General features: G+C 59.4%; 22 protein-coding genes and 2 tRNA genes. 8 read left to right on the top strand and 16 right to left on the bottom strand.

What is annotated here, in order from left to right; genetic code table 11:
* Window positions 1–206: 206 nt before the first annotated feature.
* The 6 genes from ACP8IT_RS09280 to ACP8IT_RS09305 form a co-directional block, all read right to left on the bottom strand.
* Window positions 207–1,709, bottom strand: a complete 1,503-nt coding sequence (locus ACP8IT_RS09280) for a peptide MFS transporter (protein ID WP_005277899.1) — start codon at window positions 1,707–1,709, stop codon at window positions 207–209.
* Window positions 1,710–1,978: 269 nt separating this feature from the next.
* Window positions 1,979–2,602, bottom strand: a complete 624-nt coding sequence (locus ACP8IT_RS09285) for an ATP-dependent Clp protease proteolytic subunit (RefSeq protein ID WP_005277894.1) — start codon at window positions 2,600–2,602, stop codon at window positions 1,979–1,981.
* Between the two features lie 20 nt (window positions 2,603–2,622).
* On the bottom strand, window positions 2,623–3,234 hold the full coding sequence (locus tag ACP8IT_RS09290; RefSeq protein WP_005277891.1) for an ATP-dependent Clp protease proteolytic subunit: 612 nt from the start codon (window positions 3,232–3,234) through the stop codon (window positions 2,623–2,625).
* A gap of 191 nt (window positions 3,235–3,425) precedes the next feature.
* Window positions 3,426–4,781, bottom strand: a complete 1,356-nt coding sequence (tig, locus tag ACP8IT_RS09295; RefSeq protein WP_490289958.1) for a trigger factor — start codon at window positions 4,779–4,781, stop codon at window positions 3,426–3,428.
* 94 nt (window positions 4,782–4,875) lie between these two features.
* Window positions 4,876–4,949, bottom strand: a tRNA-Pro gene (locus tag ACP8IT_RS09300).
* Between the two features lie 134 nt (window positions 4,950–5,083).
* Window positions 5,084–5,941, bottom strand: a complete 858-nt coding sequence (locus ACP8IT_RS09305; protein ID WP_302522024.1) for a DUF1542 domain-containing protein — start codon at window positions 5,939–5,941, stop codon at window positions 5,084–5,086.
* A gap of 121 nt (window positions 5,942–6,062) precedes the next feature.
* Between ACP8IT_RS09305 and ACP8IT_RS09310 the strand changes: the two genes are divergently transcribed.
* Window positions 6,063–6,134 (top strand) — tRNA-Gly (locus ACP8IT_RS09310).
* 135 nt (window positions 6,135–6,269) lie between these two features.
* A complete protein-coding gene (locus ACP8IT_RS09315; RefSeq protein ID WP_484483921.1) occupies window positions 6,270–7,103 on the top strand; it encodes an aldo/keto reductase in 834 nt (277 codons plus the stop codon).
* Between the two features lie 89 nt (window positions 7,104–7,192).
* Here the strand turns inward: ACP8IT_RS09315 and ACP8IT_RS09320 are convergent, their stop codons facing one another.
* Window positions 7,193–7,672: a ribose-5-phosphate isomerase gene (locus tag ACP8IT_RS09320; protein ID WP_005277878.1), complete on the bottom strand. Its 480-nt coding sequence runs from the start codon at window positions 7,670–7,672 to the stop codon at window positions 7,193–7,195.
* Window positions 7,673–7,791: 119 nt separating this feature from the next.
* Here ACP8IT_RS09320 and ACP8IT_RS09325 point away from each other — a divergent pair, with 119 nt between their 5' ends.
* Complete coding sequence (locus ACP8IT_RS09325; RefSeq protein WP_284610603.1) at window positions 7,792–8,193, top strand: hypothetical protein; 402 nt, start codon at window positions 7,792–7,794, stop codon at window positions 8,191–8,193.
* Here the strand turns inward: ACP8IT_RS09325 and ACP8IT_RS09330 are convergent, their stop codons facing one another.
* Entirely contained in the window at window positions 8,194–8,817 is a 624-nt protein-coding gene (locus tag ACP8IT_RS09330) for a mycothiol-dependent nitroreductase Rv2466c family protein (RefSeq protein ID WP_284610604.1), read from the bottom strand.
* 98 nt (window positions 8,818–8,915) lie between these two features.
* Between ACP8IT_RS09330 and pepN the strand changes: the two genes are divergently transcribed.
* Window positions 8,916–11,432: an aminopeptidase N gene (gene pepN, locus ACP8IT_RS09335; protein WP_490289959.1), complete on the top strand. Its 2,517-nt coding sequence runs from the start codon at window positions 8,916–8,918 to the stop codon at window positions 11,430–11,432.
* 4 nt (window positions 11,433–11,436) lie between these two features.
* Here pepN and ACP8IT_RS09340 read toward each other — a convergent pair whose 3' ends face one another.
* Window positions 11,437–12,126 carry an SDR family oxidoreductase gene (locus ACP8IT_RS09340; protein WP_490289960.1) on the bottom strand — a complete coding sequence of 230 codons (690 nt, stop codon included), beginning with the start codon at window positions 12,124–12,126 and terminating at the stop codon, window positions 11,437–11,439.
* Window positions 12,127–12,205: 79 nt separating this feature from the next.
* Between ACP8IT_RS09340 and ACP8IT_RS09345 the strand changes: the two genes are divergently transcribed.
* Window positions 12,206–14,077, top strand: coding sequence for an FAD/NAD(P)-binding protein (locus ACP8IT_RS09345; protein WP_490289961.1), 1,872 nt, complete (start codon window positions 12,206–12,208; stop codon window positions 14,075–14,077).
* Window positions 14,078–14,103: 26 nt separating this feature from the next.
* On the opposite strand, the gene ACP8IT_RS09350 is transcribed toward ACP8IT_RS09345, so the two are convergent.
* Window positions 14,104–15,261, bottom strand: a complete 1,158-nt coding sequence (locus tag ACP8IT_RS09350) for a cystathionine gamma-synthase (RefSeq protein WP_490289962.1) — start codon at window positions 15,259–15,261, stop codon at window positions 14,104–14,106.
* A 156-nt stretch (window positions 15,262–15,417) separates the two neighbouring features.
* Between ACP8IT_RS09350 and ACP8IT_RS09355 the strand changes: the two genes are divergently transcribed.
* Together ACP8IT_RS09355 and ACP8IT_RS09360 are read left to right on the top strand one after the other, a co-directional pair.
* On the top strand, window positions 15,418–16,422 hold the full coding sequence (locus ACP8IT_RS09355) for a mechanosensitive ion channel family protein (protein ID WP_023017003.1): 1,005 nt from the start codon (window positions 15,418–15,420) through the stop codon (window positions 16,420–16,422).
* Entirely contained in the window at window positions 16,423–16,806 is a 384-nt protein-coding gene (locus tag ACP8IT_RS09360) for a globin (protein WP_005277863.1), read from the top strand.
* 132 nt (window positions 16,807–16,938) lie between these two features.
* Here ACP8IT_RS09360 and ald read toward each other — a convergent pair whose 3' ends face one another.
* The 6 genes from ald to ACP8IT_RS09390 all read right to left on the bottom strand — a co-directional run bounded on the left by ald (window position 16,939) and on the right by ACP8IT_RS09390 (window position 24,017).
* On the bottom strand, window positions 16,939–18,030 hold the full coding sequence (gene ald / locus ACP8IT_RS09365; RefSeq protein ID WP_023030326.1) for an alanine dehydrogenase: 1,092 nt from the start codon (window positions 18,028–18,030) through the stop codon (window positions 16,939–16,941).
* Window positions 18,031–18,288: 258 nt separating this feature from the next.
* Entirely contained in the window at window positions 18,289–18,927 is a 639-nt protein-coding gene (locus tag ACP8IT_RS09370) for a DUF8185 domain-containing protein (RefSeq protein WP_005277859.1), read from the bottom strand.
* A 42-nt stretch (window positions 18,928–18,969) separates the two neighbouring features.
* Complete coding sequence (locus tag ACP8IT_RS09375) at window positions 18,970–19,383, bottom strand: acyl-CoA thioesterase (protein ID WP_005277857.1); 414 nt, start codon at window positions 19,381–19,383, stop codon at window positions 18,970–18,972.
* A gap of 12 nt (window positions 19,384–19,395) precedes the next feature.
* A complete protein-coding gene (gene ettA, locus ACP8IT_RS09380; RefSeq protein ID WP_005277855.1) occupies window positions 19,396–21,066 on the bottom strand; it encodes an energy-dependent translational throttle protein EttA in 1,671 nt (556 codons plus the stop codon).
* 110 nt (window positions 21,067–21,176) lie between these two features.
* On the bottom strand, window positions 21,177–21,773 hold the full coding sequence (locus ACP8IT_RS09385) for a single-stranded DNA-binding protein (protein ID WP_490289963.1): 597 nt from the start codon (window positions 21,771–21,773) through the stop codon (window positions 21,177–21,179).
* 192 nt (window positions 21,774–21,965) lie between these two features.
* The gene (locus tag ACP8IT_RS09390; protein ID WP_490289964.1) at window positions 21,966–24,017 is read right to left on the bottom strand and encodes a bifunctional copper resistance protein CopD/cytochrome c oxidase assembly protein; all 2,052 of its coding nucleotides are present in this window, start codon (window positions 24,015–24,017) and stop codon (window positions 21,966–21,968) included.
* 66 nt (window positions 24,018–24,083) lie between these two features.
* On the opposite strand from ACP8IT_RS09390, the gene ACP8IT_RS09395 reads away from it, so the two are divergent.
* Window positions 24,084–25,007 carry a LysR family transcriptional regulator gene (locus ACP8IT_RS09395; RefSeq protein ID WP_490289965.1) on the top strand — a complete coding sequence of 308 codons (924 nt, stop codon included), beginning with the start codon at window positions 24,084–24,086 and terminating at the stop codon, window positions 25,005–25,007.
* Window positions 25,008–25,034: the final 27 nt, after the last annotated feature.

A 25,034-nucleotide genomic window follows, 5' to 3' on the forward strand; every position in this document is an offset into this window, starting at 1 on the left:
CTAAGAAGTAAACTGCACTTTGCCTAGTGTTAACCTTCCGCGCGCAGCTTGGCACCAGCCCCATACCGAAAATCCGCGTTCTACCAGTATTTTTTCAAAAATCTAATCTATCTTCAGCCTTTAATACCGTGGTATAAAACACTAAGAGAGGTGCGCCGGCTTAACGCCAACGCACCTCTCAAAATATAGGGTGTTTACTTCCCATTTTAACGGAAGGTAGCGAACTTCTTGACCACCCAGCGGCTCAGCACGAGCAGGACGATGCCCAGCGCGATGGAAGCGACACCCAGGGAAATGAAGAAGGTGTTTTCCGCAGCCGCATCCTCTGGGTTGTAGAAGCTAGCCAGCGAGCCGGCAAGCGCGGTACCCATGGCCACGGCCATCATCCACACGGCCATCATGCGCGATGGGAATGCCTCTGGAGCCACCTTGGTGGCCAGCGAGTTGCCCACCGGGGACAGCATGAGCTCACCCATGGTGAACAGGAAGAGGATCCAGATAATGACATACATTGGCGTGGAGTTTGCGCCCGAACCGGAGAACGGCAGGAAGAAGAAGAGCGAGACACCGATGATGATATTGGCCACGCCGAACTTCACCGGAGTGGACCACTGACGGTCACCGAGCTTCGTCCACATCGCTGCGAAGATTGCGGAGAAGATAACGATGAAGATCGGGTTAATGGACTGCACCAGTGACGGCGGGATCTCGAGGCCGAAGATGTGGCGGTCCAAGCGCACATCGGCGTAAATGGTCATCACGGTAAATTGCTGCTGGAAGATACCGAAGAACAGCACACCGGAGATGAACATCGGAATAAAGCCCAAGAGGCGGTTCTTTTCTTTCCGGGTCACCAAATCAGAGGTGTACATCTGAATCCAGAAGTACACGGCGGCGATAAGGGCAACGGCGGTAACGATATTGGACAGCCACTCCACCTTGATGATTCCAGTACCCAGGCCAATGACCATGACGAGGATGACGACGACGATCGCACCAAGGCCCATCATGCGCTGCTTGGAGTCCGCCGGGTTCGGGATTTCGTGGCCGGCATCCTTAATGGTGGTCTTACGCATGATGGTGTACTGGATAAGGCCCAAGGCCATACCGACGGCAGCGATACCGAAGCCCCAGTGGAAGCCCTTCCAGCCCCACATTGCGGTGGTAAGAAGCGGACCAAAAAGGGCACCGATATTAACGCCCATGTAGAAGATGGAGAAGCCGCCGTCACGGCGAGGATCGTCGCGGCTATACAGCGAGCCCAGCACCACCGACGCGGTGGTCTTCACGCCACCGGAACCAACGGCGATGAGGATAAGGCCGATAGCCAGGCCGGTTACGGCGGGGATGAAAGCCAAGACGAGGTGTCCGGCCATCACCATGATCGCGGAGTAGAACAGGGTGCGCTCCGCACCGAGGATGCGGTCTGCTACCAAGGATGCCAACAGGCAGGCCATGTACACCAAGCCGCCGTACGCGCCGACGATCGATGTTGCATCGCCGCGGTCGAGGCCGAGGCCACCATCGGTCGTGGCGTAGTACATGTACAGCAGCACGATGGACTGCATGCCGTAGAAGCTGAATCGCTCCCACATCTCCACGCCGAACAGGTTAGCCAGCCCCCACGGGTGGCCGAAGAATGTGCGCTCCCCGCTCGAAGCAGCGGGTGCGGAGGTCTGTTCCTCCGCCTCTGGATCCTTATTTGTCATAGCATAATACGACCACTCAGAGGTCTAATTCACAAATCGGGCATTATACGTGAAACATCGCACTGAAAAATCTGCCTAACGACCTGCAGATATTTCTCTGAAAGATTCACCCATTTGGGGTAGCCGCTCGCGCACTACCACTCCCCTGCTACGCCCCTCATAGGCATATATCGAGCGCACTCATATGCACATAATAAAACCCTGCGAGGGCTCCTCTCGAAGCGGCCTCGCAGGGTGTTAGCTGATGGAGTTAGCCCACCAGCACCGTATTAAGAATTGAGCTTGCGGTACTCAAAGACGGTATCGATGATTCCGTATTCCACGGCGTCTTCCGCGGTGAGGATCTTATCGCGGTCGGTGTCGATGCGGATTTGCTCGGCAGTACGGCCGGTGTGCTCCGCCAGGGTGTTTTCCATCAAGGTACGCATACGCTCGATCTCTGCGGCCTGGATTTCCAAGTCCGAGACCTGGCCCTGGGTGCCCTGGGTTGCAGGCTGGTGGATCAATACGCGGGAGTTCGGCAACGCCGCGCGCTTGCCCGGAGCACCAGCGGCCAAAAGCACTGCGGCAGCAGAAGCCGCCTGGCCCAGGCACACGGTCTGCACATCGGGGCGCACGTAGCGCATGGTGTCATAAATTGCCATCAGGGCAGTAAAGGAGCCACCGGGCGAGTTGATGTACATGGTGATGTCACGGTCCGGATCCTGGCTTTCAAGAACCAGCAGCTGGGCCATGATGTCATTGGCAGAGGTGTCATCGACCTGGGTACCCAGGAAGATAATGCGCTCTTCAAAGAGCTTGGAATACGGGTTGGTTTCCTTCGTCCCCTGAGCGGACTGCTCAATAAAGGAAGGCAGTACGTAACGGGAACTTGGCATCTGCGACTTGTTCATAGTGATTTTCTCCTTATTCCCTAGTTGCTCAGTGGGCCGTTCACGGACTCGATAACGTGGTCAACAATGCCGTATTCCTTGGCTTGCTGCGCCGTCATCCAGCGGTCGCGGTCAGAGTCCTTGGTGATCTGCTCGAAGGTTTGGCCGGTGTGCTCTGCAATGAGCTCGGCCATCTCGCGCTTGGTCTGGGCGAATTGCTCCGCCTGGATGGCGATATCGGCAGCGGTACCGCCTACACCAGCGGAAGGCTGGTGCATCATGATGCGAGCGTGCGGCAGCGCATAGCGCTTGCCCTTCGTACCACCAGAGAGCAGGAACTGGCCCATGGAAGCGGCCAAGCCCATGCCGTAGGTGGAGATATCGCACGGCGAGTACTTCATCGTGTCATAAATGGCCATACCCGCGGTCACGGAGCCACCCGGGGAGTTGATGTAGAGCGAAATATCGCGCGTGGGATCCTCTGCGGAAAGAAGCAGAATCTGTGCACACAGCTTATTGGCAATTTCATCGTCTACCTGGGTGCCCAAAAAGATAATGCGCTCGTGCAACAGGCGCTCGTAGACGCTGTCACCCAAGTTCAGGCCGGAGCCTGCTGGGGTGGTCATCTGAAGCTGGTCAGATTTCTTAGACATTCGAAAAGTCTCCTTGAGGACGGTTAATCTCTAATGCCACCACACTACTTAATGTGGCGATAATTGTGGGGTCTGTTCGCTATCAGCGTTTGCACCGATCTTTGTCTGCTTTTTCGACCCGGCGATGAGAAAAGCCCAGCCAGACTTCCTCGCCGGTGCGAGGGGCCAAGCTGGGCTTTTAAGGAGAAGATTTACTCCGCGTCGGTAGCTTCGTTCTCGTCTTCTTCTACCTCACCGAAGTACTGCTCAACGTCAACGTCGTTGCCTTCTTCGTCCTTTACGGTGGTACGGCAAATGGCGGCAGCCAGTGCCTTGCCGCGGCGTACGTCAGAGAACAGGTTGGCAATCTGCCCGTTGGACTGCAGCTGCTGGATGAACTGGTTCGGGTCCATGCCGTAGGACTGCGCGGTGAACAGGATGTGGTCCGAGAGCTCCTGCTGGGATACTTCCGGCTCTTCCTTTTCTGCCACGGCATCCAAGAAGATCTGCGTGCGCACGGACTCTTCGGCCTGCTCGCGGGTCTGCTGATCAAACTCTTCGCGGGAGCTGCCCTGTGCCTCGAGCAGCTGTGCCAGCGCCTTCTCATCGTGTGCCAGCTGGCCCAGGATCTGGTGCAGCTGGGCGTGAGCCTGCTCGTCGACGACGGACTGGGGCAGTTCAAAGTCGACATCGGCAAGCGCAGCCTTCAGAACCTCATCGCGGATCTGGCCGGCCTGCTCAGCCTTCTTGGACTCCTCAACCTCGGTCTTGGTGGCTTCGCGCAGCTCCTCGATGGTGTCGTACTCGGAGGCCATCTGGGCGAACTCATCGTCCATGTCCGGCAGCTTGCGCTCCTTGGTCTGCTGCACGTGGACCTTGAAGGTAGCCTCTTCGTCCTTGTGCTCGCCGGACTGAATGGTGGAGGTGAACTCGTTATCCTCGCCGGTCTTCATGCCGCGCAGTGCGGTGTCCAGACCCTTGATGAGGTTGTCATCACCAATGGAGTAGGACAGGCCTTCGGTGGAAGCCTCCTCGATCTTCTCACCGTCAACCTCTGCGGTGATGTCGATGATGGCGTAGTCACCGGTCTTCATCTTGCGCTTGGTGTCCTTCAGTTCACCGAAGCGTTCTGCAAGATCCTCGAGGGCCTTGTCCACGTCTTCCTCGCCGGCCTTGATGGCTGGGACGGTGATGGAGATTTCGGAGAAGTCCGGAACCTCGAACTCAGGGCGGACGTCAACTTCGGCGGTGAACTCGACGAAGTCCTTGTCCTCGATCTTGGAAATATCTACGTCCGGCTGGCCGATGACCTTCAGGTCCTCGGACTGAACGGCCTGCTCGTAGCGGGAAGGCAGCATGTCATTGACAACCTGCTCCAGAATCGGGCCGCGGCCGAAGCGAGCGTCGATCAGCTGGCGCGGGGCCTTGCCCTTACGGAAACCTGGAATAGAAACCTGCTGCGCGATTGCCGCGTAAGCTTGATCGATTTCCTGGTCTAGCTCCGCAAACGGAACGTTGACGGTGAGCTTAACGCGGGTATCGCTCAGCTTGTCTACGGTGGTCTTCACGAGTGAATCTCCCTGGCTTCATTGTTTTTCTACGTACATAAAAATTAAAGGGGGTCTGAAAAACCTTATTAGGGCATTTTCAGACCCCCATACGTCGGGGCGACAGGATTTGAACCTGCGACCCCCTGCTCCCAAAGCAGGTGCGCTACCAAACTGCGCCACGCCCCGTATGTAGGCCACCAAGTTGCCTTGGCTGCGTTGCATACCTGAGACAGTTTAGCGTGTCGGATTTAAATCTCCTAAATCAACCCCCTGTTAAGGGCGTAGACGCAGGTTAACGGCATAATTTCTGGCCGCTTGACTTAGAAATCGAAATCAAACATACCGTCAAAGAAGCCGCCGCCATCGCCGTCAGATAATCCATCGAAGAATCCGCCACCGTCACCGGCGTCTCCCCCTCCGGCATCGCCGCCCATATCGCCGGCATCCCCGGCGTCTCCGGCATCTCCTGCGTCTCCGCCGCCGTCAGCTCCGTCCATGCCTTCGCCACCCTCGGCGCCGCCCCAGTCGCCGTTTTCTGCGGCGGCTGCGGAATAGCCCACGCCGGACATGCCGGCAAACATGGCGTTAAACATCATGGAATAACCCATCATCCACACGCCCGTTTGCAGGGCATCCGCCCACCAAGGGCGGGAGTACCAACCGGCCGGAACGGGGCGCCCAGCCACGGTTCCGCCGGGGTAATAGTTCGGGGTTTCCTCGGAGGCGTACGGGGACGCAGTCAGCTGCTCGCCATTCGCATCCACCGTGCGCTTCTCGGTAACCTTGCCCGCGGCGCGCTGGCCTTCCAGCGGCGGCAATTCCGGCCCCGGATTCATATCCATAATCTCGCGGGCAGCATTGACGTAATGCATGCCCTCAAGCGCCGATTCACGGGCCAAGTTGGCCTGCTTGACCGTAGTGGCCCGCGAAATAGCGGAGTTGGCTGCGGTAAAGCGCTCCGATGCGTCCGCCATTGCCTGCTGCGAGGCGGTATCCGTACCGGAAATCTGCATAACCTGGCCGCCCAGGCGCTCAATCCACCGACGCGCATCCGCCTGGGCATCCGCTAACTGCTGCGCCTCTCGCTCCTCCCGGCTCTTTTTTGAGCTGCGCGAGGATAGGTACCACGCGCCGCCACCGAGTACGACTACAAGAAGTAGGAGTTCCACAACAATCATCGCTTTCTTTACTGGAATTGGTCCTACCTATTTTAACGGCCTACCCACTGCGCGTGTTCCCTATTTTCGTTTTGGGGCGCTCATGCGCTAAAGTAGCCGACAGCGTTCAAGGTAACGCTGTGGGAATGTCGTATAGTGGCTAATACCTCAGCCTTCCAAGCTGAAGACGCGGGTTCGATTCCCGTCATTCCCTCGCTTTAACCCACCGTATGGTGGGTTTTTCCATATCTGCAGCTAGGCTCCTGCTTGCCGATGCCCATCTCCCGCCAAGCGCAGCTATAAATACATCACATTGGGTCGGTGGCCAGAAAAGCGTAATCTGGTGTCCATGACCGTACCTAATATTACTTTGAACGATGGAAATACAATCCCCCAGCTGGGCTTTGGTGTCTTCCAGATGGACCCGGAAAAGACCGAGGAATACGTAGCTGAGGCGCTGCGCGTGGGCTACCGCCACATCGATACCGCAGCTATTTACGGCAATGAGGAAGGCGTGGGCAAGGCCATTGCCAACTCCGGCATCCCGCGCGAGGAACTCTTCATTACCACCAAGCTGTGGAATGACCGCCACACCGATGCCGCCGCGGCGCTGGATGAATCCCTGCAGAAGCTGGGACTTGACTACGTAGACCTGTACCTCATCCACTGGCCTACCCCGGCCAAGGGCACGTACGTGGAAGCTTGGAAACAGCTCATTGAACTGCGCAAAGAGGGCAAAGCGAAGTCCATTGGCGTGTCCAACTTTGAGCCCGAGCACTTAGATCAACTGGAGGTGCACACGGATGTCGTCCCCGCGATTAACCAAGTGGAACTGCACCCTTACTTGCAGCGCTGGCGCGAACTAGACGCAGGCCGCGCCCACGGCATCGCCATCGAGGCATGGGGCCCGCTGGGGCAGGGCAAGAGCGATATCTTGGAGGCACCAGAGGTTACTGAAGCCGCCGAGGCACACGGCGTTTCCCCAGCCCAGGTCATCATCCGCTGGCACCTGCAAAATGGGGTCATCCTCTTCCCCAAGTCCTCGACGCCTTCCCGCATCGCAGAAAACTTCGATGTCTTCGGCTTCGAACTCACGGATGCGGAAATGGCGGCAATCACCTCTTTGGAAGAGGGCGAAGACGGCCGCGGTGGGCATCACCCCAACGACATGAACGACGCCTAATGCGCTCGGCGTAATCACCACATAAAACGCCGCGTGGCCAACAAAGGCCCGCGGCGTTTATTTATATCGGCTAGGGGATCCCAACGATTTTAGCGCGGGTCCTTAGGAAGCTCGGGTGGGATATTGGTGCGCTCATATTCTGCAAGGATATCGATGCGGCGCTGGTGGCGCTCGGCGCGGGACCATTCTTGATCTAAGAAGGCATCCACGATTTCTAAGGCTTCTTCTTGCGAGTGCATACGGCCGCCGATGCCGATGAGCTGCGCATTATTGTGTTCGCGGGCCAGGCGCGCCGTTTCTGGCGACCATGCCAGCGCGCAGCGCGCGCCCTTGACCTTATTGGCGGCAATCTGCTCGCCGTTTCCGGATCCCCCCAGTACGATCCCTAGGGAACCTGGATCATTGACGGTGCACAGGGCCGCTTCAATGCAGAATGCGGGGTAGTCATCCTCGGCGTCATAGGTATGGGCGCCGCAGTCGATAACGTCATGGCCTTGTTTGGTGAGGTGTTCAGAAATCAGGTTTTTGGTTTCAAAACCTGCGTGGTCAGCTCCAAGATATACGCGCATAACCCCCACAATACCGGCACCGCCGCCTTCTAGGCACCACTTTGCATAACCTATTTCGCTCATAGCCCGGCGCTGTTAAACTAAAGCGCAGACTACGTGCTGCACAGAAAGGCTAAAACATGAGCCCTCGCGTCCTCGCCCTCTACGGCAGCATCCTTGCTATCGCGGTGCTGTTATTTGCGGCGAATATTTTCTTAATCAATAAGAACTACCTCGTGCCGCTTATTCATTCCGTACTTTTCACACTCGCCCACCTTGTTCTGGGGCTGTGGTGGCTGAATCAGCGGGTAATAAAGAAAAATCGCCTCGGCGGTTTGGCCGCCGTGATTGGGATTTTATCCCTGCTCACCGCGGCCTCATGGGCTACGTGGGTGGCCGCCGCTTGGTCAGAATTCCAAGCGCAAACGGCCCTGCCCATTATTAATATCGCCGGGGTACCGGCGTTTTTACTCACGCCGGTCATCGCGGTGTGCTGCCTAGCCGCCGCGGTGCGCCGCAAGCAAGACCAGCAGCGCTTATAACTAGTCCTCTTCTACCTGCGGCATCTCCGTGCGGGAGCGCTTGAGCTCGAAGAAGTAAGGGAACTGGGCTAGGCGCACGGAGGCATCGAAAAGCTCGCCGGCTTCCTCACCCTTGGGAACGCGGGTAATAACCGGGCCAAAGAAGGCGGTATCGCCCAGCTTAATAACCGGGGTTCCTACCTCATCGCCCACGGAAGAAATGCCGTTGTGGTGGTACTCGCGCAGCTTCTCGTCGTATTCCTCGGTGTGTGCCACCTCCGCAAAGTCTGCGGGGAGGCCAACCTGCTCTAATGCCTGGGCGATGATCTCGTCATAGCCGCCATCGCCCTTCTTTCCGCCGTTGCCCTTGGCGTGGATCAGGGTGCCCATGGCGGTATAAAGCTCATCAACCTTTTCTGGCTGCTCGGTCTTAACCTTGGCGAATACGCGGGCAGGGCCCCAGTTGGCCTCCATCATTTCCATGTATTCGGGATCAAGATCGCGGCCATCATTAAGCACCGACAGGGACATCGGCTCGAATTCCACGGCAATATCGCGGACCTTTTCTACCTCTTTGATCCAGCGGGACGTTGCCCATGCGAACGGGCAGGAAGCGTCGAACCAAAACTTAACTGGGGTAGTCATTATTCCTCCTTGAAATAAGTGCAGTTTGCCCCACCACTGTAAACGCGCTGCTAACCTTGATGCATCACTATTTTCGTTAGCAAAGGAGAATCTAGGCAATGACCTCTGTAAACCTCACGTGGGAGGAAGCAAAAAATCGCTCCCAGATGCTCAACGTTGACCATTACGATGTCACTTTAGACCTTAAGCATTCCGATACCCACTTCCTGTCCACCACTACGGTGCGTTTTAGCACCCAGGAGGCCGGTTCTACCTTCATCGATCTGCGCGCGGACAAGCTGCACGAGGTACGCCTGAATGGAAACCCGCTGCCCACGCAGTCCTATGACCCCACCTACGGCATTCCACTCTCCGGGCTGCAGGTAGCGGACTACACGCTCGAGGTCACCGCTGAGATCCCCTTCTCCCGCACCGGCGAGGGCCTGCACCGCTTCGTGGACCCTGCCGATAACGAGGTCTACCTCTACACCCAGTTTGAAACCGCCGATGCCAAGCGCGTGTTTGCCTGCTTCGACCAGCCGGATCTGAAGGCCACCTACTCCCTGCACTTTAAGGCCCCAGAGGAGTGGACCATTATCACCAATGGCCCGGTCACCCGCGAGGGCGATACCTCCCATTCTGAGATCGACTACCCACTCTCGACCTACCTGGTCGCCCTGTGCGCAGGCCCCTACCACGAGGTCACCGACACTTGGCGCGGCGAGCTGACCGAGCACCCCGAGGGCAAGCCGGCGCAAAAGCTCGAGGTTCCACTCGGTATTTATTGCCGCGCCTCGCTGGCAGATTCCCTCGATGCCGAGCGCCTTTTTACTGAGACCAAGCAGGGCTTCGACTTCTACCACCGCAACTTCGGCTTCCCCTACCCCTTTGGCAAGTACGACCAGATTTTCGTCCCCGAGTTCAACGCCGGTGCGATGGAAAACGCCGGTTGCGTAACCCTCCGCGATGAATACGTCTTTACCTCGCAGGCCACGCACTACAAGTACGAGCGCCGCGCCGATACCGTCCTGCACGAGCTTGCCCACATGTGGTTCGGTGACCTCGTGACCATGCAGTGGTGGAATGACTTGTGGCTCAACGAGTCCTTTGCCACCTGGTCCGCAGCAATCTCGCAGGCGGAAGAAACCGAATACGATACCGCCTGGGTCACCTTCGCCAACGTGGAAAAGTCCTGGGCCTACCAGCAGGATCAGCTACCTACCACCCACCCCATTTCCACCGATGCCAGCGATATCGAAACCGTGGAGCAAAACTTCGACGGTATTACCTACGCCAAGGGCGCCTCGGTGCTCAAGCAGCTGCAGGCCTACGTTGGCCGCGAGAACTTCCTCGCCGGCGTGCGCCGCCACTTCGCCGCCCACGCGTGGGGTAACGCCACCTTCGATGATCTGCTCCGCCACCTCGAAGAGGCATCCGGGCGCGATCTCTCCTTCTGGGCACAGCAATGGCTGAAGACCACTGGTATTAATACCCTGGCGGTTGCCACGGCGGCCGACGATGACGGCACCATCACCCAGGCTCACCTTACCCAACGCGGCGATACCCTGCGCACCCACCGCGTGGCGGTCGGCCTTTACAGTACGCAGGACGGCAAGGTCGTGCGCACCGAGCGCCTTGAGATGGACGTGGAGGGCAAATCCACCGAGATCCTAGAGCTGGTCGGCCGCGACCTCAATGACATCGACTTCATCCTGCCCAACGATGACGATCTGACCTACTGCCTCATCGATTTGGACGCAGGTTCCCTGCAATTCCTGCTGGATAATATCGAGAAATTCGACGACCCCATGGCGCGCACCCTCTGCTGGTCCACCGCCTGGGAGATGACCCGCGCCGGCACCATGCGCGCCCGCGACTTCATCCGCTTGGTGGCCCGCGGCATGAAGGCGGAGACCGAGCTAGCCGTCCTCGAGCGCATCGTCTCGCAGGCTTCTACCGCGCTGAAGAACTACGCCGATCCGGCGTGGGCGAAAGACAGCACGGTTTTGGCGCAGGCGCTTGTCGATGGCACCCGGAGCACCGATGCGCAGCGTTCCATCATCTGCACGCAGGCCCTGTCTCGGATTCGGCTGCACGAGCCGGCCCGGGACTACCTGCACGATCTCCTCGCGGATTCTGATGATGCCGGACTGCGCTGGTCCGCCGTCGCAGCGCTTGCTGCCGCGGGCGCGCTTGCCGATGCCGAGGCCGCCATCGCCGCCCAGCTCAAGCGCGATAATTCCGCTACCGGCCACTACTCTTCCCTGCGCGCCCGCGCCGCGATTGCCACCGCGGATAATAAGCGCGCGGTATGGGAAGAGATCGTCGCCGGGGATCTCACCAACCGCGAGCTCACCTCCAAGCTGGAGGGCTTAAATTACCCGCACTCCGATGATCTCTTGCCCACCGCGGAATTCTTCGAGGTGGCCGAAAAGATCTGGGATTCCCAGTCCTCCGAGGTGGGCCTGACCACCGTCACCGGGCTATTCCCGTCCTGGGATATCACCCAAGACGGCCTCGATCGCGCCGATGCCTTCCTGCAGAAGGATCTGGCAGGCGGCCTGCGCCGCGCGATCACCGAGCAGCGCGACCGCGTAGCCCGCGCCCTGCGCAACCGAGAGGTCGACGCCAACTAAGTGCCTAGTTCTTGCGGAGATTCAGTTCGATGCGCGGGCGCACCTGGATCTCCGTGAGCTGGGTAGTAGGCCCTGCCTCCACAACGGTGCGGATGGCGCGCGCCACCTCAACGGGCGCAATAACCTCGTTCGGGTTATAGTCCTGCAGGCCCTCCAGCATCGGGGTATCGGTGGGGCCTGGCGCCACGGTGGAGACGCGGATACCGGGCTCGGAGATACGCAGGGCATCGGCAAGCGCATACAGCGCGTGCTTCGTGGCAGCGTAGACCACATTATCGCCGTAGCTCTTGCGCCCCGCCCCAGAGTTGATGAAGACGACGGTGCCCTCTGCCTTGCGCAGCTGCGGCAAGAGCGCGCGGGTGACCTCTGCTGGCGCGTGGACGTTTAAGTCCATGTGGGCGCGCCAATCTTTCGGGGTGGCCTCTTCCACCGAGAACTTCGTGGCGCGCGCCGCGCCGTGCACGAGGACATCGACCCGCTCTAGCTCGGGCAGCTGCATGCCCTCGTCCAAGCCGGCGACCAAGTCGCTGGCAACCGGCGTGATATTCGCGGCTTCTGGCAGCGCATCGGCGCTGCGGCCCAGCGCATATACGTGGTGATCGCGGGCGAGATCCTTGATAATCTCGCGCCCCATGCCACCGGTGGCACCGGTAACGACGGCGATTTTCTCTGGCACATTCGTGGTATCAGTCATGCCACCCCATCATAGGGAAAATGGATGCTAGCGGTGCGCGGCGTCCGTCCCCGTTCCGCAATGTGGAACGATAGGGGCTATGGCTACTCCTGCAATCGCGATCGTCGGCATGGGCCCGCGCGGCATTTCCATCTTGGAACGCCTCGCCGCCCGCATGGATGATTCCAGTTCCCCCGTTACCGTCCACCTCATCGACGAGGCCCAGCACGGCGCCGGCCGGGTCTGGGACACCGCCCAAACCAAGACCCTATGCATGAATACGCGCGCTGGCGCCGTCACGCTTTTTACCGAGCCCGGCGCGACGGTGGATGCCCCCGTGCTCGAGGGGCCGACGCAATACGAGTGGATCCAGCTGCTGCGCGGTGAGGGCAATAAGGTAGCTCCTGCCAAGCGCGAGCTTTATGCACAGCACCCTCCCGCCCCACACATTGCCACTGAGTACCGCGCGGAGCTGGCCGCCACCCGCCCGGAATCCAACCCCACCCGCGCACTATACGGCGAGTACCTGCGCTGGGTCTATGACGCGGTGCTGGCGCGCCTGCCGGAGAGCATTTCTACGGTCAGCCATCACCACCGCGTGGAGACCATTACCGCGGACGGCGCGGCCGATATCCTGCACCTGGACGATGGTTCGCAGGTGCGCGCCGATGCTACGGTCCTAGCCTATGGCTGGATGGCGCCGCGCTTTAATGATGAGGAGCAGCGCTTGGCGGAGTCTGGGCTGCGCTGGATCGCGCCAGGCAACCCCGTGGAACAAGACTACGAAGCCATTCCCGCCAGCGAAGACGTGCTGGTGCGCGGGCTTGGCATGGGCTTTTATGACATCATGGCGCTGACCACCATCGAGCGCGGCGGCAGGTTCGTCGAGGATGCCACCACCCGCTCCGGCCTGCGCTACGAGGCGAGCGGGAAGGAACCACATTTCATCGTCTCATCCGGCCGCGGTTATCCCTTCCATCCCAAGTCCGAGTACAACGAGCTGCCGCCCACGATGCCGCGGCGGCGGTTGCATGAGGTCATCGACAAGCTCCAGGGCACTGAGGACATCGACTTTGACACCCAGGTTTGGCCCGCCATCGCCCGCGATAGCTACGAGGCGTATATCACCACGCTGGAACGGGTGAATCCGGCGGCGCTGCTCCGCCCGCGCGAAGAGATCCTCGCGGTCATCGATTCCACCGCGCCGGATGATCTCGGCACCGCCCTCGCTCCCTTGGTCACCCTGCCGTGGGATATGACAGATCTTATGTACCAGGTCGCTGGTTTTACCGGCGATATTTCGGCGCTCACCGCCCACATTGCGGATAGCCTGGCGGGTGATATCCAGGAGGCTGCCGCCGGGCACGATTCGCCCATGAAGGCCGCGCTGTGGTCGCTGTCCCAGTCGCGCAAGCCCGCCTCCATCCTCGGCGCGGAGGGCCGCTATACCCGCGAGTCCCGCACGGGCCGCTATGCGCAATTTATGGCCTTTGGGCAGATGGTGGGCTCGGGACCTCCGCTTTTCCGCGTGCGCCAATTGCTCGCGCTTGTCGATGCCCACCTGGTCCACTTCCTCGGCGATCACCCCACCCTCGCGATCGAGTCAGACCATTACACCCTGACTTCTGGCCCGCGTTCGGCGTCAGCGCCCACGCTTGTCGATGCCTTCATGCACAAGCCCGATATCCGCGTCGCCGGCGATCCGTTCACTCGCGGATTGGTAGAGACTGGCCGGGTGCGCCCGTTTGCCGATCACAGGCAGGACACCGGCTCCCCCGAAACCGATGGTGCCACGCGGCGCTCCGTCCACCCAGATGGCAGCCTGGATGAGCGCCTGCATATCGTGGGCATTCCCACCTATGCGCAGTGGCCGGATACAACGATCTCCCCTATGCCGGGCACGGATCCGCTCATGCTGCAGGAAACCGATAAGACCGCCGGCTCCCTGCTCAAGGTTGTCGGCGGCCGGTAAGTTCGCGGTTGCGCTGTGAGCGCGACTTAGAGGGCGTCGAGCGCCTGCTGCAGATCCTCCAGAAGGTCATCGATGTCCTCGATGCCGATGGAGATGCGCACCATGTCCTCCGGCGGCACCAATTCGGAGCCTTCGGCCGATACGTGGGTCATATTCTGCGGGTGCTCGATGAGCGATTCCACCCCGCCCAGCGATTCCGCCAGGCAAATAAGGCGCGTATTCAAACAAATCTGCTTGGCGTGCTCTGGGTCGTGGAAGCGCACGGACATCATGCCGCCGAACCCGCGCATCTGCTGCGCCGCCAGCTCGTGGCCCGGGTGCTCTGCCAATCCCGGGTAGCGCACCTGTTTGACCTCTGGGCGGGCCTGTAAGAATTCCGCCACCTTTTGCGCATTGGCGCAGTGGCGATCCATGCGCACGCCAAGGGTCTTGATGCCACGCGCAGTCAGGTAGGCATCGAAAGGCGAGGCGACCGCGCCCACGTTGCCCTGGAAATACAGCAGCTGCTCATCCACCTCGGGGTCATTGGTAACTACGGCGCCGCCGAGGACATCGGAATGCCCGCCCAAGTACTTCGTGGTGGAGTGCAGGACGTGGTCCGCACCCAGTGCGAGGGGGTTCTGCAGGTACGGGGTGGCAAAGGTATTGTCCACCAACACCTGCGCATTGCCCTTGACCTTGGCCACCGCCGCAATATCGGTGATATTCAGCGCCGGATTGGTCGGGGTTTCCAACCAGATGAGCTTGGTATTGTCCTTTACTGCGGCGGCGACGGCATCGACATCACAGGTGTTGATAATGGACATCTCCACGCCCCACTCCGTGAAATCATTAAGCAGGCGGTAGGACCCGCCGTAGGAGTCATTGCCCAAAATGACGTGGTCGCCGGGGCGCACCAAGATGCGCACCATCGTATCGGCGGCTGCCATGCCGGTGGCAAAGACGCGGGCGTAATCCGCGCCCTCCAGTGCAGCCAAGGTCTTCTCGAGGGATCGAACCGTCGGGTTGGCCACGCGCCCGTATTCAAAGCCGCCGCGCAGTTGCGCGAGGCCATCCTGGGCGAACGTGGTCGAGGCGTAGATCGGCACGTTGATGGATCCCATGTGCGGATCCGGGTGATATCCAGCGTGAATGGAACGGGATGAAAATCCTTTTGCCAAGTTATGCGCGCTGTGTTCAGTCATGCCTCCCAATCGTAGACTAAGCGGTTCATCCACACCGGCCATTCGGCAATTTATATTCTGCCCTCTCCACGCATTGCCGATTCGGCGCCGTCAGTGAGATTTCAGGATTCTCCTCTAGAATGGGTGCGGTTAGTTTGTGTCCACGATCAAGAAAGAATGATGAGTACGAACCTATTTACCATGGCTCAGGGAGCTGCAGAGAAAAAAGACGATGCAGTAGAGTCCGTATCGAGCTTCTGGAACGACGAGAACGTTCAACTTTGGCTTATCGAGCGGCCCATCCGCATCGGCCTCATTATCATTTTGGCCTTCATTGCGCACTGGGCGCTGCGCCACCTCATCAACCGGCTGGCGAAAAACAGCATTAAGGCCTCCACCCTCAAAAAGCCCAGCCGCACCCGCAGCAGGCCTGGGGAGGATAGCCAGCCAGATGACACCCTGCGAGAAACCAGGGAGGCGCGCCGCGCCTCGAGGATTAAGACCCTCGCCGGCGTGGGGCGATCGGCGGTTGCCATCGTGGTCTGGGTTTCGGCTGGCATTGCCATCCTGGATGAATTGGAAGTCAACGTTGCCCCGCTGATCGCTTCTGCCGGTGTTATCGGTGTTGCCCTCGGCTTCGGTGCACAAGAACTGGTCCGAGACTTCCTCTCCGGTATCTTCATGCTCATTGAGGATCAATACGGCATTGGCGATGTCATTGACCTGGGCAACGGCGTCTTCGGTGACGTCGAGTCCATTTCCCTGCGCATTACCACCGTCCGCGATATCGACGGTGCCCTTTGGTACGTCCGCAACGGCGAAATCCTGCAGGTGGCTAACCACTCCGATGAGTACTCCGTTGCCCGCATCCAAATCCCCGTCGGGCTATCCAACGACCCAGAGGTTGCCGGGGAGGTCATCGACAAGGCCGTCAAGGATGCCGTCAAGGACGAAAAGATCCGCAAGATGGTGCTCAGCACCCCGCGCATCGACGGCATGTCCAAGTTCGAGCCGGACTACGTCTCCTTCCGCGTGTCCACCAAGACGCTGCCGGGCCGCCAGTGGGATGTCCAGCGCTTTGTCCAGTCCCGCGTCCTCAACGTCATGCACGCAGAGGGCATCAGCACCCCTTACCCACACGGCATCGGCATTGCCAATCCGCATAAGGGAGACGATGCCTAAATGAATTCCGTCTATGAAGCCATCGGTGGGACCCCTACCTTTGAGCGTCTCGTGCATGGCTTTTATGACCAGGTCAAAGAAGATGACGTGATTGGCCCCATGTACCCGGATCAGGATTGGGAAGGCGCGGAACAGCGCCTTACCTGGTTCCTGATTCAGTACTGGGGCGGTCCCCAACACTTCTCCGAAAACCGCGGCCACCCGCGCCTGCGCATGCGGCATGCAACCTTTCCCATTGATATGGAAGCTCACGACCGCTGGCTCGAGCTGATGGGAAAATCCCTCGATAGTATCGAGGAAGACACCATCCCGCCGGCGTATCGCACCATGATTTGGGACCACATGCAGCGCGTCGCCGCCATGCTCATCAATAGAGCGCCTTAAGTTTCACCTGCTTGTAGCGCTGCCTGTGCAAGGCGTTACAGGCTGTACAAAGAGGCCCGCGCACTTCTACATTAGGTAAGTGCGCGGGCCTCTTTTACTGTGCGCTAGCGCCAAGTTAGCGCTGCCGGATGCTTAGTCTTTCCAGTCGAAAGCCTGGCGTACCGGCTCAGATATCAGCTTGCCGCCGCGGGTCATCACGCCGGAGCGCAGTCCCGGGAAGCGCTCGATCGCGGCATCCAGGTTGTCGTTGGCCACCGCGCGGATATACGGCAGCGTCGCCGAGGCCAAGGCGCGGGCCGAGGTATTGGCCACCGCACCGGGCATATTGGCCACGCAGTAGAAGAGGGTGTCGTGCACCTTGAAGGTCGGCTCGTCGTGGGAGGTCTTGCGCGAGTTCTCGAAGCAGCCGCCTTGGTCGATGGCGACATCGACAAGCACCGCGCCCTCCTTCATCTTCTTCACGGTTTCCTCGCGCACCAGCTTCGGTGCCGCAGCGCCTGGAATCAGGACGGCGCCAATGACGAGATCGGCCTCCTCCAGCTCCTTATCCAGCGTGGATGGGTCAGAAATCAGGGTCCGCACGCCGCCGGCGTACTGGTCATCAAAGCGCTGCAAAACGTGTGGATCCACGTCCAAGACCGTAACCTCCGCGCGCAGGCCGTGCGCCATCGCCACCGCGGACGCGCCTACCTGGCCGCCGCCGATGACCACCACGCGCGCAGGCTGGGTGCCCGGGATGCCAGAAACCAGGAGGCCGCGGCCGCCCTGAGTGGACAGCAGGTGGTGCGAGCCCTCGATGACAGCCAAGCGCCCGGCGACCTGGGACATGGGGGTCAAAAGCGGCAGAGTGCCGCGGCGGTCCGTCACGGTTTCATAGGCAATGGAGGTTGTCTTCGCTTCCGTCAGCGCCTCCGTCAGCGGGCGATCCGCCGCCAAGTGCAGGTAGGTAAAGACGGTGAGATCCGAGCGCAGGTACTGGTACTCGGACTCCAGCGGCTCCTTAACCTTCAGCAAGAGCTCGGCCTTGGCCCACGTCTCGTCCGCAGAATCAACGATGGTAGCGCCAGCCTCTACATACTCCTCATCGGGGAAGGACGCGCCTACGCCCGCGCCCGATTCGATGAATAGCTCGTGCCCATCAGTAACCAAGGTCCGCACCTCGGTTGGGGTGAGGGCGACGCGGCTTTCATTATTCATGATTTCTTTGGGTACAGAAATGCGCACGGTGGCTTCTCCTTCATGTGTTGGTTACAGAGGCGAAAATTTACTTCTCGCTGTCAGGTTAACGCAGAATGCGAAGGAGGATATTAGTTTGTGCGTATTTCACGAACGGGGGTGACTACAATAATCACGATTTCCTCGATACTGCAGTGTATAGGGTTAGAAATGCATACCCAGAAAATATCCACCACCCCCGACTATTGGGTTATAGATATTGTTCGCTGTCCGTTTTGGGCGGCGAAATACCAGATTCGGGGAGTTTTACAGCACGGATAACCGCGTGGAACGGTAGATGCTGCCAAACGGTGCATCAAGGCGCACCCACCGGCCAAGGCTCGACACTCGCAGGTGCCGCGGAATATCCATGGAGGCAGAGAACCCCGGAATTAGCCCCAAGTTGGTGCAGGCAAAGATCATCCGCATCGGGATTTCCACCGTCTGCCCATTGCCCTCAACCGTGACCACGGTCTGATTAAGCAGGCTGGGCGGCGGGCCCATGGGGCCGGAAAACTCCCGGGTCAGCTTCTGTCCCTGGTCCGAGAGCTCGCGCACTACCGTCACCGGCAGGGTATCTACCACGCTAAAGCCGGTCGCCGGGGGCAATGCGCCCGGCCACGACGCATCGCGGGACGGGCCGAGTTCCATAACGCCGGTGCCATCGTGTTCCGCGAGCTGTTGCTCCAGCGTCTCCGCGGAGACCACTGCCCCATCGCGGGAGACTTTCCCCTGCACCCGCCGGGAGGCGACAACCTCGAAGGGGGTGGTGACGAAGGCGTCAACGACGTCATCGGCAAGCTGGCGCAGGCGCACCGATGCATTCGCGTCTACCCCAACTGCGCGCGCAAGAAGGGCCCGCAAGCCAGGTCCTCCGCTGCGAATTTCAAGCGACTCGGTGACCATGGCGTGCGGGCCCTACCTTTCTATATGTGCACTGTGCGCCGTTTAAGAGGCGCTCATCTGCAGAATATCCTTTTCCTCATCCGTCAGCGGGCGCGGGGTGTGCTTTTTCTTGTCAATGACTACCTGCACACAATTCACCGTGGCCGCTACCTCCCCTGCAGCGGTCTTGACCTGCTGGGAAGTGGTAAAGGACGACGAGCCGATGTGGGAAACGGTGGTTTCCACGATGACGTGGGCATTGCCCTCAAAGGGAATGGGACGCATATAGTCCACGTCGAGATGGCGCACCAAGGCCATGAAATCGATGCCCTTGGCATAGATATTCTCCTTGGCAAAAGCCAAGCGTGCCTCCTGGGCAACCTCGATATAGTTGGCGTTCATCATGTGGCCGTACATATCGAAATCGCCCCAGCGGGTGGGCACTTGGTGGGTATGCGCGTTATCGGTCGCCATCATTCTCCTCAGGGATTATCGGGTGAGCTTGCGGTGAGTGACGCGAGAAGGACGGGCGGCGTCTTCTCCCAGACGCTCCACCTTGTTCTTCTCATAGTCACCAAAGTTACCCTCAAACCAGAACCATTGCCCCTCGGCAACGTTGCCTTCCCACGCCAGAATGTGGGTACAGGTGCGGTCCAAGAACCAGCGGTCGTGGGAAATAACAACGGCGCAGCCAGGGAACTTCTCCAAGGCGTTTTCTAGTGAACCCAGGGTTTCGACGTCCAAGTCGTTGGTTGGCTCGTCAAGAAGGATAAGGTTACCGCCCTCTTTCAGGGTCAGCGCCAAGTTCAAGCGGTTGCGCTCACCACCGGAGAGCACCTTCGACGGCTTTTGCTGATCCGGGCCCTTGAAGCCGAACGCGGACAGGTATGCGCGCGATGGCATCTCATTTTGGCCAACGTGAATATAATCCAGTCCGCCGGAGACGACCTCCCACACCGTAGCCTCTGGGTCGATATTCTCGCGGTTCTGGTCCACGTAGGACAGTTTGACGGTCTCGCCGACCTCAACCGAGCCATCATCCGGCTCTTCCAAGCCGACGATGGTCTTAAACAGCGTCGTCTTACCTACACCGTTCGGGCCGATGACACCGACGATGCCGTTGCGCGGCAGGGTAAAGGACAAGTCCTTAATCAGGGTGCGATCATCGAAGCCCTTGACCAGGTTCTTTGCCTCGACGACCTTATTGCCCAAGCGCGGCGGGGTAGGAATCTGGATTTCCTCGAAGTCCAGCTTCTTGTACTTCTCTGCCTCTGCAGCCATCTCTTCGTAGCGCTCCAAACGAGCCTTGTTCTTGGCCTGGCGAGCCTTGGCACCGGAGCGTACCCATTCCAGCTCGTCCTTCAAGCGCTTGCGCAGCTTGGCGTCCTTCTTGCCGGCAACCTGGAGGCGCTCTTGCTTCTTGTCCAGGTAGGTGGAGTAGTTGCCCTCGTACGGGTACAGCTTGCCGCGGTCCACCTCGCAGATCCAGCCCGCGACGTGATCCAGGAAGTAGCGGTCGTGGGTGACGGCCAAGACGGCACCTGGGTAATCCGCCAAGTGCTTTTCCAGCCACTCCACGGACTCGGCGTCCAAGTGGTTGGTGGGCTCGTCCAGAAGCAGCAGGTCTGGCTCCGTCAACAGGAGCTTAGCCAGAGCCACGCGGCGGCGCTCACCACCGGAGAGGTTGGTCACTGGGGCATCGGAAGGCGGGCAGCGCAATGCCTCCATCGCCTGCTCGATCTTGGAATCAACCTCCCATGCATCGGCGGCATCCAAGTCCTCTTGCAGCTTGCCCATTTCTGCCATGAGCTCATCGCTGTAATTGGTCGCCATTTCTTCGGCAATTTCCTCAAAGCGCTGCTTCTTTTCAAAGATATCGCCGAGGCCCTCCTCGACGTTGCCGCGCACGGTCTTTTCTTCATTCAGCGGCGGCTCCTGCTGCAGGATGCCCACGGTAGCGCCCGGGTCGAGGAATGCCTCACCATTGGAAGGCTGATCCAAGCCGGCCATGATCTTCAGAATGGAGGACTTACCGGCACCGTTGGGGCCGACCACACCAATCTTGGCGCCCGGGTAGAACGCCATCGTGACATCATCAAGGATGACCTTATCGCCAATTGCCTTGCGCACGTTTTTCATCGTGTAGATGAATTCGCCCACTTTTTACCCCTTTGCAAAAATTTGGGAGACGTATTTATCTACACAAACACTACATCAGAATGCGCGCCTAGGTGCCTCGGGTCGGGCGAACCCGAGGCGAATGGCTGGCGCTATACATGCACGGTTTCGGCGGCCTCCTCCTCTTGCGTTGCTACTTCCTCGCCGTCTTGGGCTGCCGCACTATTTCCCGCTTGGATGCGGTCTGCAGCTGTATCGGCGGCGGTATCTCCCGGCGCGGAGTTATCCACGTCGGGCACAACTTCGTTTTCGCCAAGCTCTGGGATGGCGATGTTTTCCTGGTTGTATTGCGGCGCCAAGCGCTTTGCTCCGATGACGTGGCGGTTTAGGTCCAGGCCCACATACTGCGCCTTGATAAAGGTGCGGTAGTGGTCCTTGCCTTCATCATCGCGCCACTGATCGGAGACGATCGAGCCGCAGACCAATAGCGGCATGCCCTTGGCCAGGGATTTCTTGACGTTGATGGCAAATTGGTTCCACATTTCCACGTCAATAAAGAGGTGGTCTACATCGCGCCACTGCTGCTGGCCGCGTTGGTTCTCCGCGTCGGTGCCGGTATCGGCGGGGCGATCAGGCACGCGCAGCGAGGAGGCGATGCGCAGCTTGGTTTTATATGCGCCGGTCGAGGTCTTGGTCAAGATGGGATCTTGGGTAAGGCGGCCGGTTAACATCACTGGATATTGAGACATGGTGCTGAAATTCCTTTACTAGGTTGTGGGTTCGCGAGTGGTATGTCCCTCGCTCGCCTTCACATCCTGCTGCCGCAGCGCAACCAGCACCATGCCATGCCGCCCAGTACTGTGGATAACTTGTTGTCCCCTTCAACAAAACGGCCCCAGGATGGTCACTTTCGGGTGGGTTATCCACAGGTGGGCAATAAATTAGTGCCCGCGGAACCCGCTTTCATCGCCGTGGCTCATATCCTCCAGCATCGCGTTATAGCGGGCGAGCTCAGCGTCATCGTCCGCCTCCGCCTGCACATCGTGGCGCCGCGCCGTCGCGCGGTCATCGCGCAGCCAATCCAAAAAGAGCTTGCCAAAGACAATGACCAAGGGGAATTGACCAAAGCCCCAGGCGATGCCCCCGCCCACGCGCTGGTCCTGCAGCAAGTCTTGATCCCAAGGCAGCTCGAGGTACTGATAGAAGTCGAGGCCAAGCACCGTTTGCAGCTGCATCAGGTAGACGCCGGCGAAGAGGTGGAAGGGCATCGACAAGAAAAGCATGCCAAGCCGGAAGGGCGTGGAATGGCGCTTAGGCAAGGGATCTGGGCCAATGACCTCCCAGAAGTAGAAGTAGCCGGAAATGAGGAACACGTAGTTCATGATGAGGTGGCCGGCGTGCTCCGAAATGGCGAATTCGTACAGGCTCGGGAAAAGATAGAGCACGTAGAGGAAAAAGAGGTACTGCGCCAAGTTCACGAAGGGATTGGTAATGACCCGCACGAACTTAGATTGGGTCAGCGCCAAGGCATAATCGTGCGGGCTGGGTTGGCCCTTCGGGCCCGGTTCGTAGGCCTCCATGACCAAGGTGACGGGCGCGCCTAGCACCATGAGCAGCGGAATGGTCATGGACAAAATCATGTGCACCAGCATGTGGATGGAATACATTGCTGGCATGTACAGGCCTAGGCCAGTGGACATGACGAGCGTAAGGCCCAGCGAACCGACCATAAACCACGCGGTGCGCCCCTTGTCCCAGCTCAATCCGCGCTTGTGCACGCGGTAAACGCAGTAGCCATATGCCGCGGCCAAGAGCAGGCCAATCGTGCCAAACATGATGTCAAAGCGGAACATCGTCCAGATATTGAATACCGTGGGCGCCTCATGCAGGTTATAGCCCATGAGGATCTGCATGGAGCTCAAGTTCGGATCCCGCGGTGGCGGCGGCACGGTGCGCCCCAAGGTGATGGCTACGCCAATCGTGCCCGCCATGACCGCGAGCTCCACGATGGCGATGCGGATAAAGAGCCGCGGGTTTTTATCTAACTGCGGAATGGTGAGTTCACGGTGGATAAGCCCCATAATGCCCAGCAGGATGGTGAGCACGAATTTGGTGATCAGGATGATGCCGTAGGGCGATTGCGGCAGGTCCGAAATATCCATCCGGATGAGCATATTGACCAGGCCAGACACGGCCAGCACGACGATGGCCATGAATGCGATGGCGGAATAGCGCTTGACGGCGAAGGCGAGGTTCGGGCCCAGGCGCCGTCCGTGCGCGATGAGCGCCATGAGGCCGCCCACCCACAGCATCACAAATACCAGGTGCCACAGCAGCGAGTTCGTGCCGTAGTCGTGGTCGCCGCCGGTCGCGGAGTGGCCCTCAAGTCCGATGGGAACCACCTGCAGGATGGACAGCAAAAGCAGGACCGGCTGCATGGCCCAGGTGCGGCTGAAGCTGCCAATAATTCCCACGGTAAGGGCGATAAGCACCGCGATTCCCCACACGATGGTGGAGGAAATCTCCGTAAAGGCCATTTTCAAAATGGTCAGGTTGAAGACCTTAAAAAATGGCGTGCCGGTCAGGTCCGACATGATCATCGGGATTTCTACCAGCCCCACGGCCGCAACGCCGAAGGCCGACCACGTGCCAGTGCGGGCGGCGATATGGCCGTCGACCGATAAAGGCGCCTCGATGAGGGAATCGTTGTCCCCGCGCGGGGCGATGAGAAACGACGAGGCCAGAAAGGAGCCCACGGACAGCGCCATCAACAGCCACGCCAGCCCACGGAAAAGCGGCAGGCCAAAGGTGGTAATCCGCCCGGGGTCCGGAATACCTAGGGCAGCCAAGGAATCAGCCAATAAGAATAGGGAAATGAACCCCGCGACCAAGCCAGCAAAAAGCATTGCTGCAATAAAAATTCCCCAGGAAGGACGGGGTTTTTGCGTTCCAGACTGCGTGCCTTTGACCAGCGTATTGACCATAGCTCGCATTCTATAGGGCCACCCTAATGCAAAGCGAACGCATATTTTGCCCCTGGATGTGCCATGATAGAGCCTATGGACACCCGTCAACTTCTTTATTTCCGTGCCGTTGTAGACAATGGGTCCTTCACCCATGCCGCCGCAGCCCTTGAAATGACCCAGCCCTCCCTGAGCCTTTCCATCCGCAAATTGGAAAAGGAGCTCAATACCCAGTTGCTCTCCCGCGGGCGCTCGGGCGTAACCACCACGGAGGCGGGTGATTATGTCTATGACACCGCCCTCAAGGTCGATGCCCTGCTTGCCGATGCCCAACGCCACATCAGCGAAATCACCGGCGAAAACGCCAATACCGTGTCCCTGACGTCGTGCCCCATCTTAAACTGGGAATTTACCCCTTCCGTCCTCTCCGAGCTCACCGAATTCCACCCCTCAGCCCGCATCAGCCTGGATGATTCCACCGCCGCCACTGCCATCAAGCGGCTCTTGGAAGGCCAGGTGGACCTCGCGCTCTTGCCGACGTCCGACCCCAAAGCCTTCATCCGCCGCTACTCCCCCGAGCTCACCATCCACGACGTCGCCGAATTCGACTACTCCCTCGCGGTACCAGAGGCCATGGCGGATCTTCCTTCCCCCGTCTCCCTGCAGGACTTGCGCGAGGAAACCTGGCTGGTGCCTCCCCACTGCCGCGAGCTTCCAGGCATGGCTGAGCTTTACGATGACCTGTGGGAGAACCACCCCTCCTACAAGCCGGATCACATTCAAGACGTCGCATCGCTGCATGCCGCCATCCCGATGATTTCCAGTGGCTTTGGCATCAGCTTCATGCCCCGGTGCGCCCCCGCGCTGCATCCGCAGGGCATCGCTAAACTAACGGTCAAAGAGGATCTTCCGCGCTTCCATGCCATCTTGGCCTATCGCTCCGACCGCGAACTTACCCCGGCCGCCCAAAAATTGGTCGACATTTTGCGCGCGCACGATTCCGCCCGCCCCCTGGCTTAGGAATCGCCGTGGCTGTGGGCTAATATG

The organism is Corynebacterium sp. LaCa_23, assembly GCF_058182375.1.

Bases quoted from the DNA above. Each gene is read 5' to 3' on its own strand.
- ACP8IT_RS09320 (WP_005277878.1), bottom strand. From the start codon at position 7,672: ATGCGCGTATATCTTGGAGCTGACCACGCAGGTTTTGAAACCAAAAAC.
- ACP8IT_RS09285 (WP_005277894.1), bottom strand. From the start codon at position 2,602: ATGAACAAGTCGCAGATGCCAAGTTCCCGTTACGTACTGCCTTCCTTT.
- pepN (WP_490289959.1), top strand. From the start codon at position 8,916: ATGACCTCTGTAAACCTCACGTGGGAGGAAGCAAAAAATCGCTCCCAG.
- ACP8IT_RS09315 (WP_484483921.1), top strand. From the start codon at position 6,270: ATGACCGTACCTAATATTACTTTGAACGATGGAAATACAATCCCCCAG.
- ACP8IT_RS09355 (WP_023017003.1), top strand. From the start codon at position 15,418: ATGATGAGTACGAACCTATTTACCATGGCTCAGGGAGCTGCAGAGAAA.
- ACP8IT_RS09325 (WP_284610603.1), top strand. From the start codon at position 7,792: ATGAGCCCTCGCGTCCTCGCCCTCTACGGCAGCATCCTTGCTATCGCG.
- ACP8IT_RS09385 (WP_490289963.1), bottom strand. From the start codon at position 21,773: ATGTCTCAATATCCAGTGATGTTAACCGGCCGCCTTACCCAAGATCCC.
- ACP8IT_RS09340 (WP_490289960.1), bottom strand. From the start codon at position 12,126: ATGACTGATACCACGAATGTGCCAGAGAAAATCGCCGTCGTTACCGGT.
- ACP8IT_RS09280 (WP_005277899.1), bottom strand. From the start codon at position 1,709: ATGACAAATAAGGATCCAGAGGCGGAGGAACAGACCTCCGCACCCGCT.
- ACP8IT_RS09360 (WP_005277863.1), top strand. From the start codon at position 16,423: ATGAATTCCGTCTATGAAGCCATCGGTGGGACCCCTACCTTTGAGCGT.
- ACP8IT_RS09350 (WP_490289962.1), bottom strand. From the start codon at position 15,261: ATGACTGAACACAGCGCGCATAACTTGGCAAAAGGATTTTCATCCCGT.
- ACP8IT_RS09375 (WP_005277857.1), bottom strand. From the start codon at position 19,383: ATGATGGCGACCGATAACGCGCATACCCACCAAGTGCCCACCCGCTGG.
- ACP8IT_RS09395 (WP_490289965.1), top strand. From the start codon at position 24,084: ATGGACACCCGTCAACTTCTTTATTTCCGTGCCGTTGTAGACAATGGG.
- ACP8IT_RS09345 (WP_490289961.1), top strand. From the start codon at position 12,206: ATGGCTACTCCTGCAATCGCGATCGTCGGCATGGGCCCGCGCGGCATT.
- ACP8IT_RS09290 (WP_005277891.1), bottom strand. From the start codon at position 3,234: ATGTCTAAGAAATCTGACCAGCTTCAGATGACCACCCCAGCAGGCTCC.
- ACP8IT_RS09305 (WP_302522024.1), bottom strand. From the start codon at position 5,941: ATGATTGTTGTGGAACTCCTACTTCTTGTAGTCGTACTCGGTGGCGGC.
- ACP8IT_RS09390 (WP_490289964.1), bottom strand. From the start codon at position 24,017: ATGCGAGCTATGGTCAATACGCTGGTCAAAGGCACGCAGTCTGGAACG.
- ACP8IT_RS09330 (WP_284610604.1), bottom strand. From the start codon at position 8,817: ATGACTACCCCAGTTAAGTTTTGGTTCGACGCTTCCTGCCCGTTCGCA.
- ACP8IT_RS09370 (WP_005277859.1), bottom strand. From the start codon at position 18,927: ATGGTCACCGAGTCGCTTGAAATTCGCAGCGGAGGACCTGGCTTGCGG.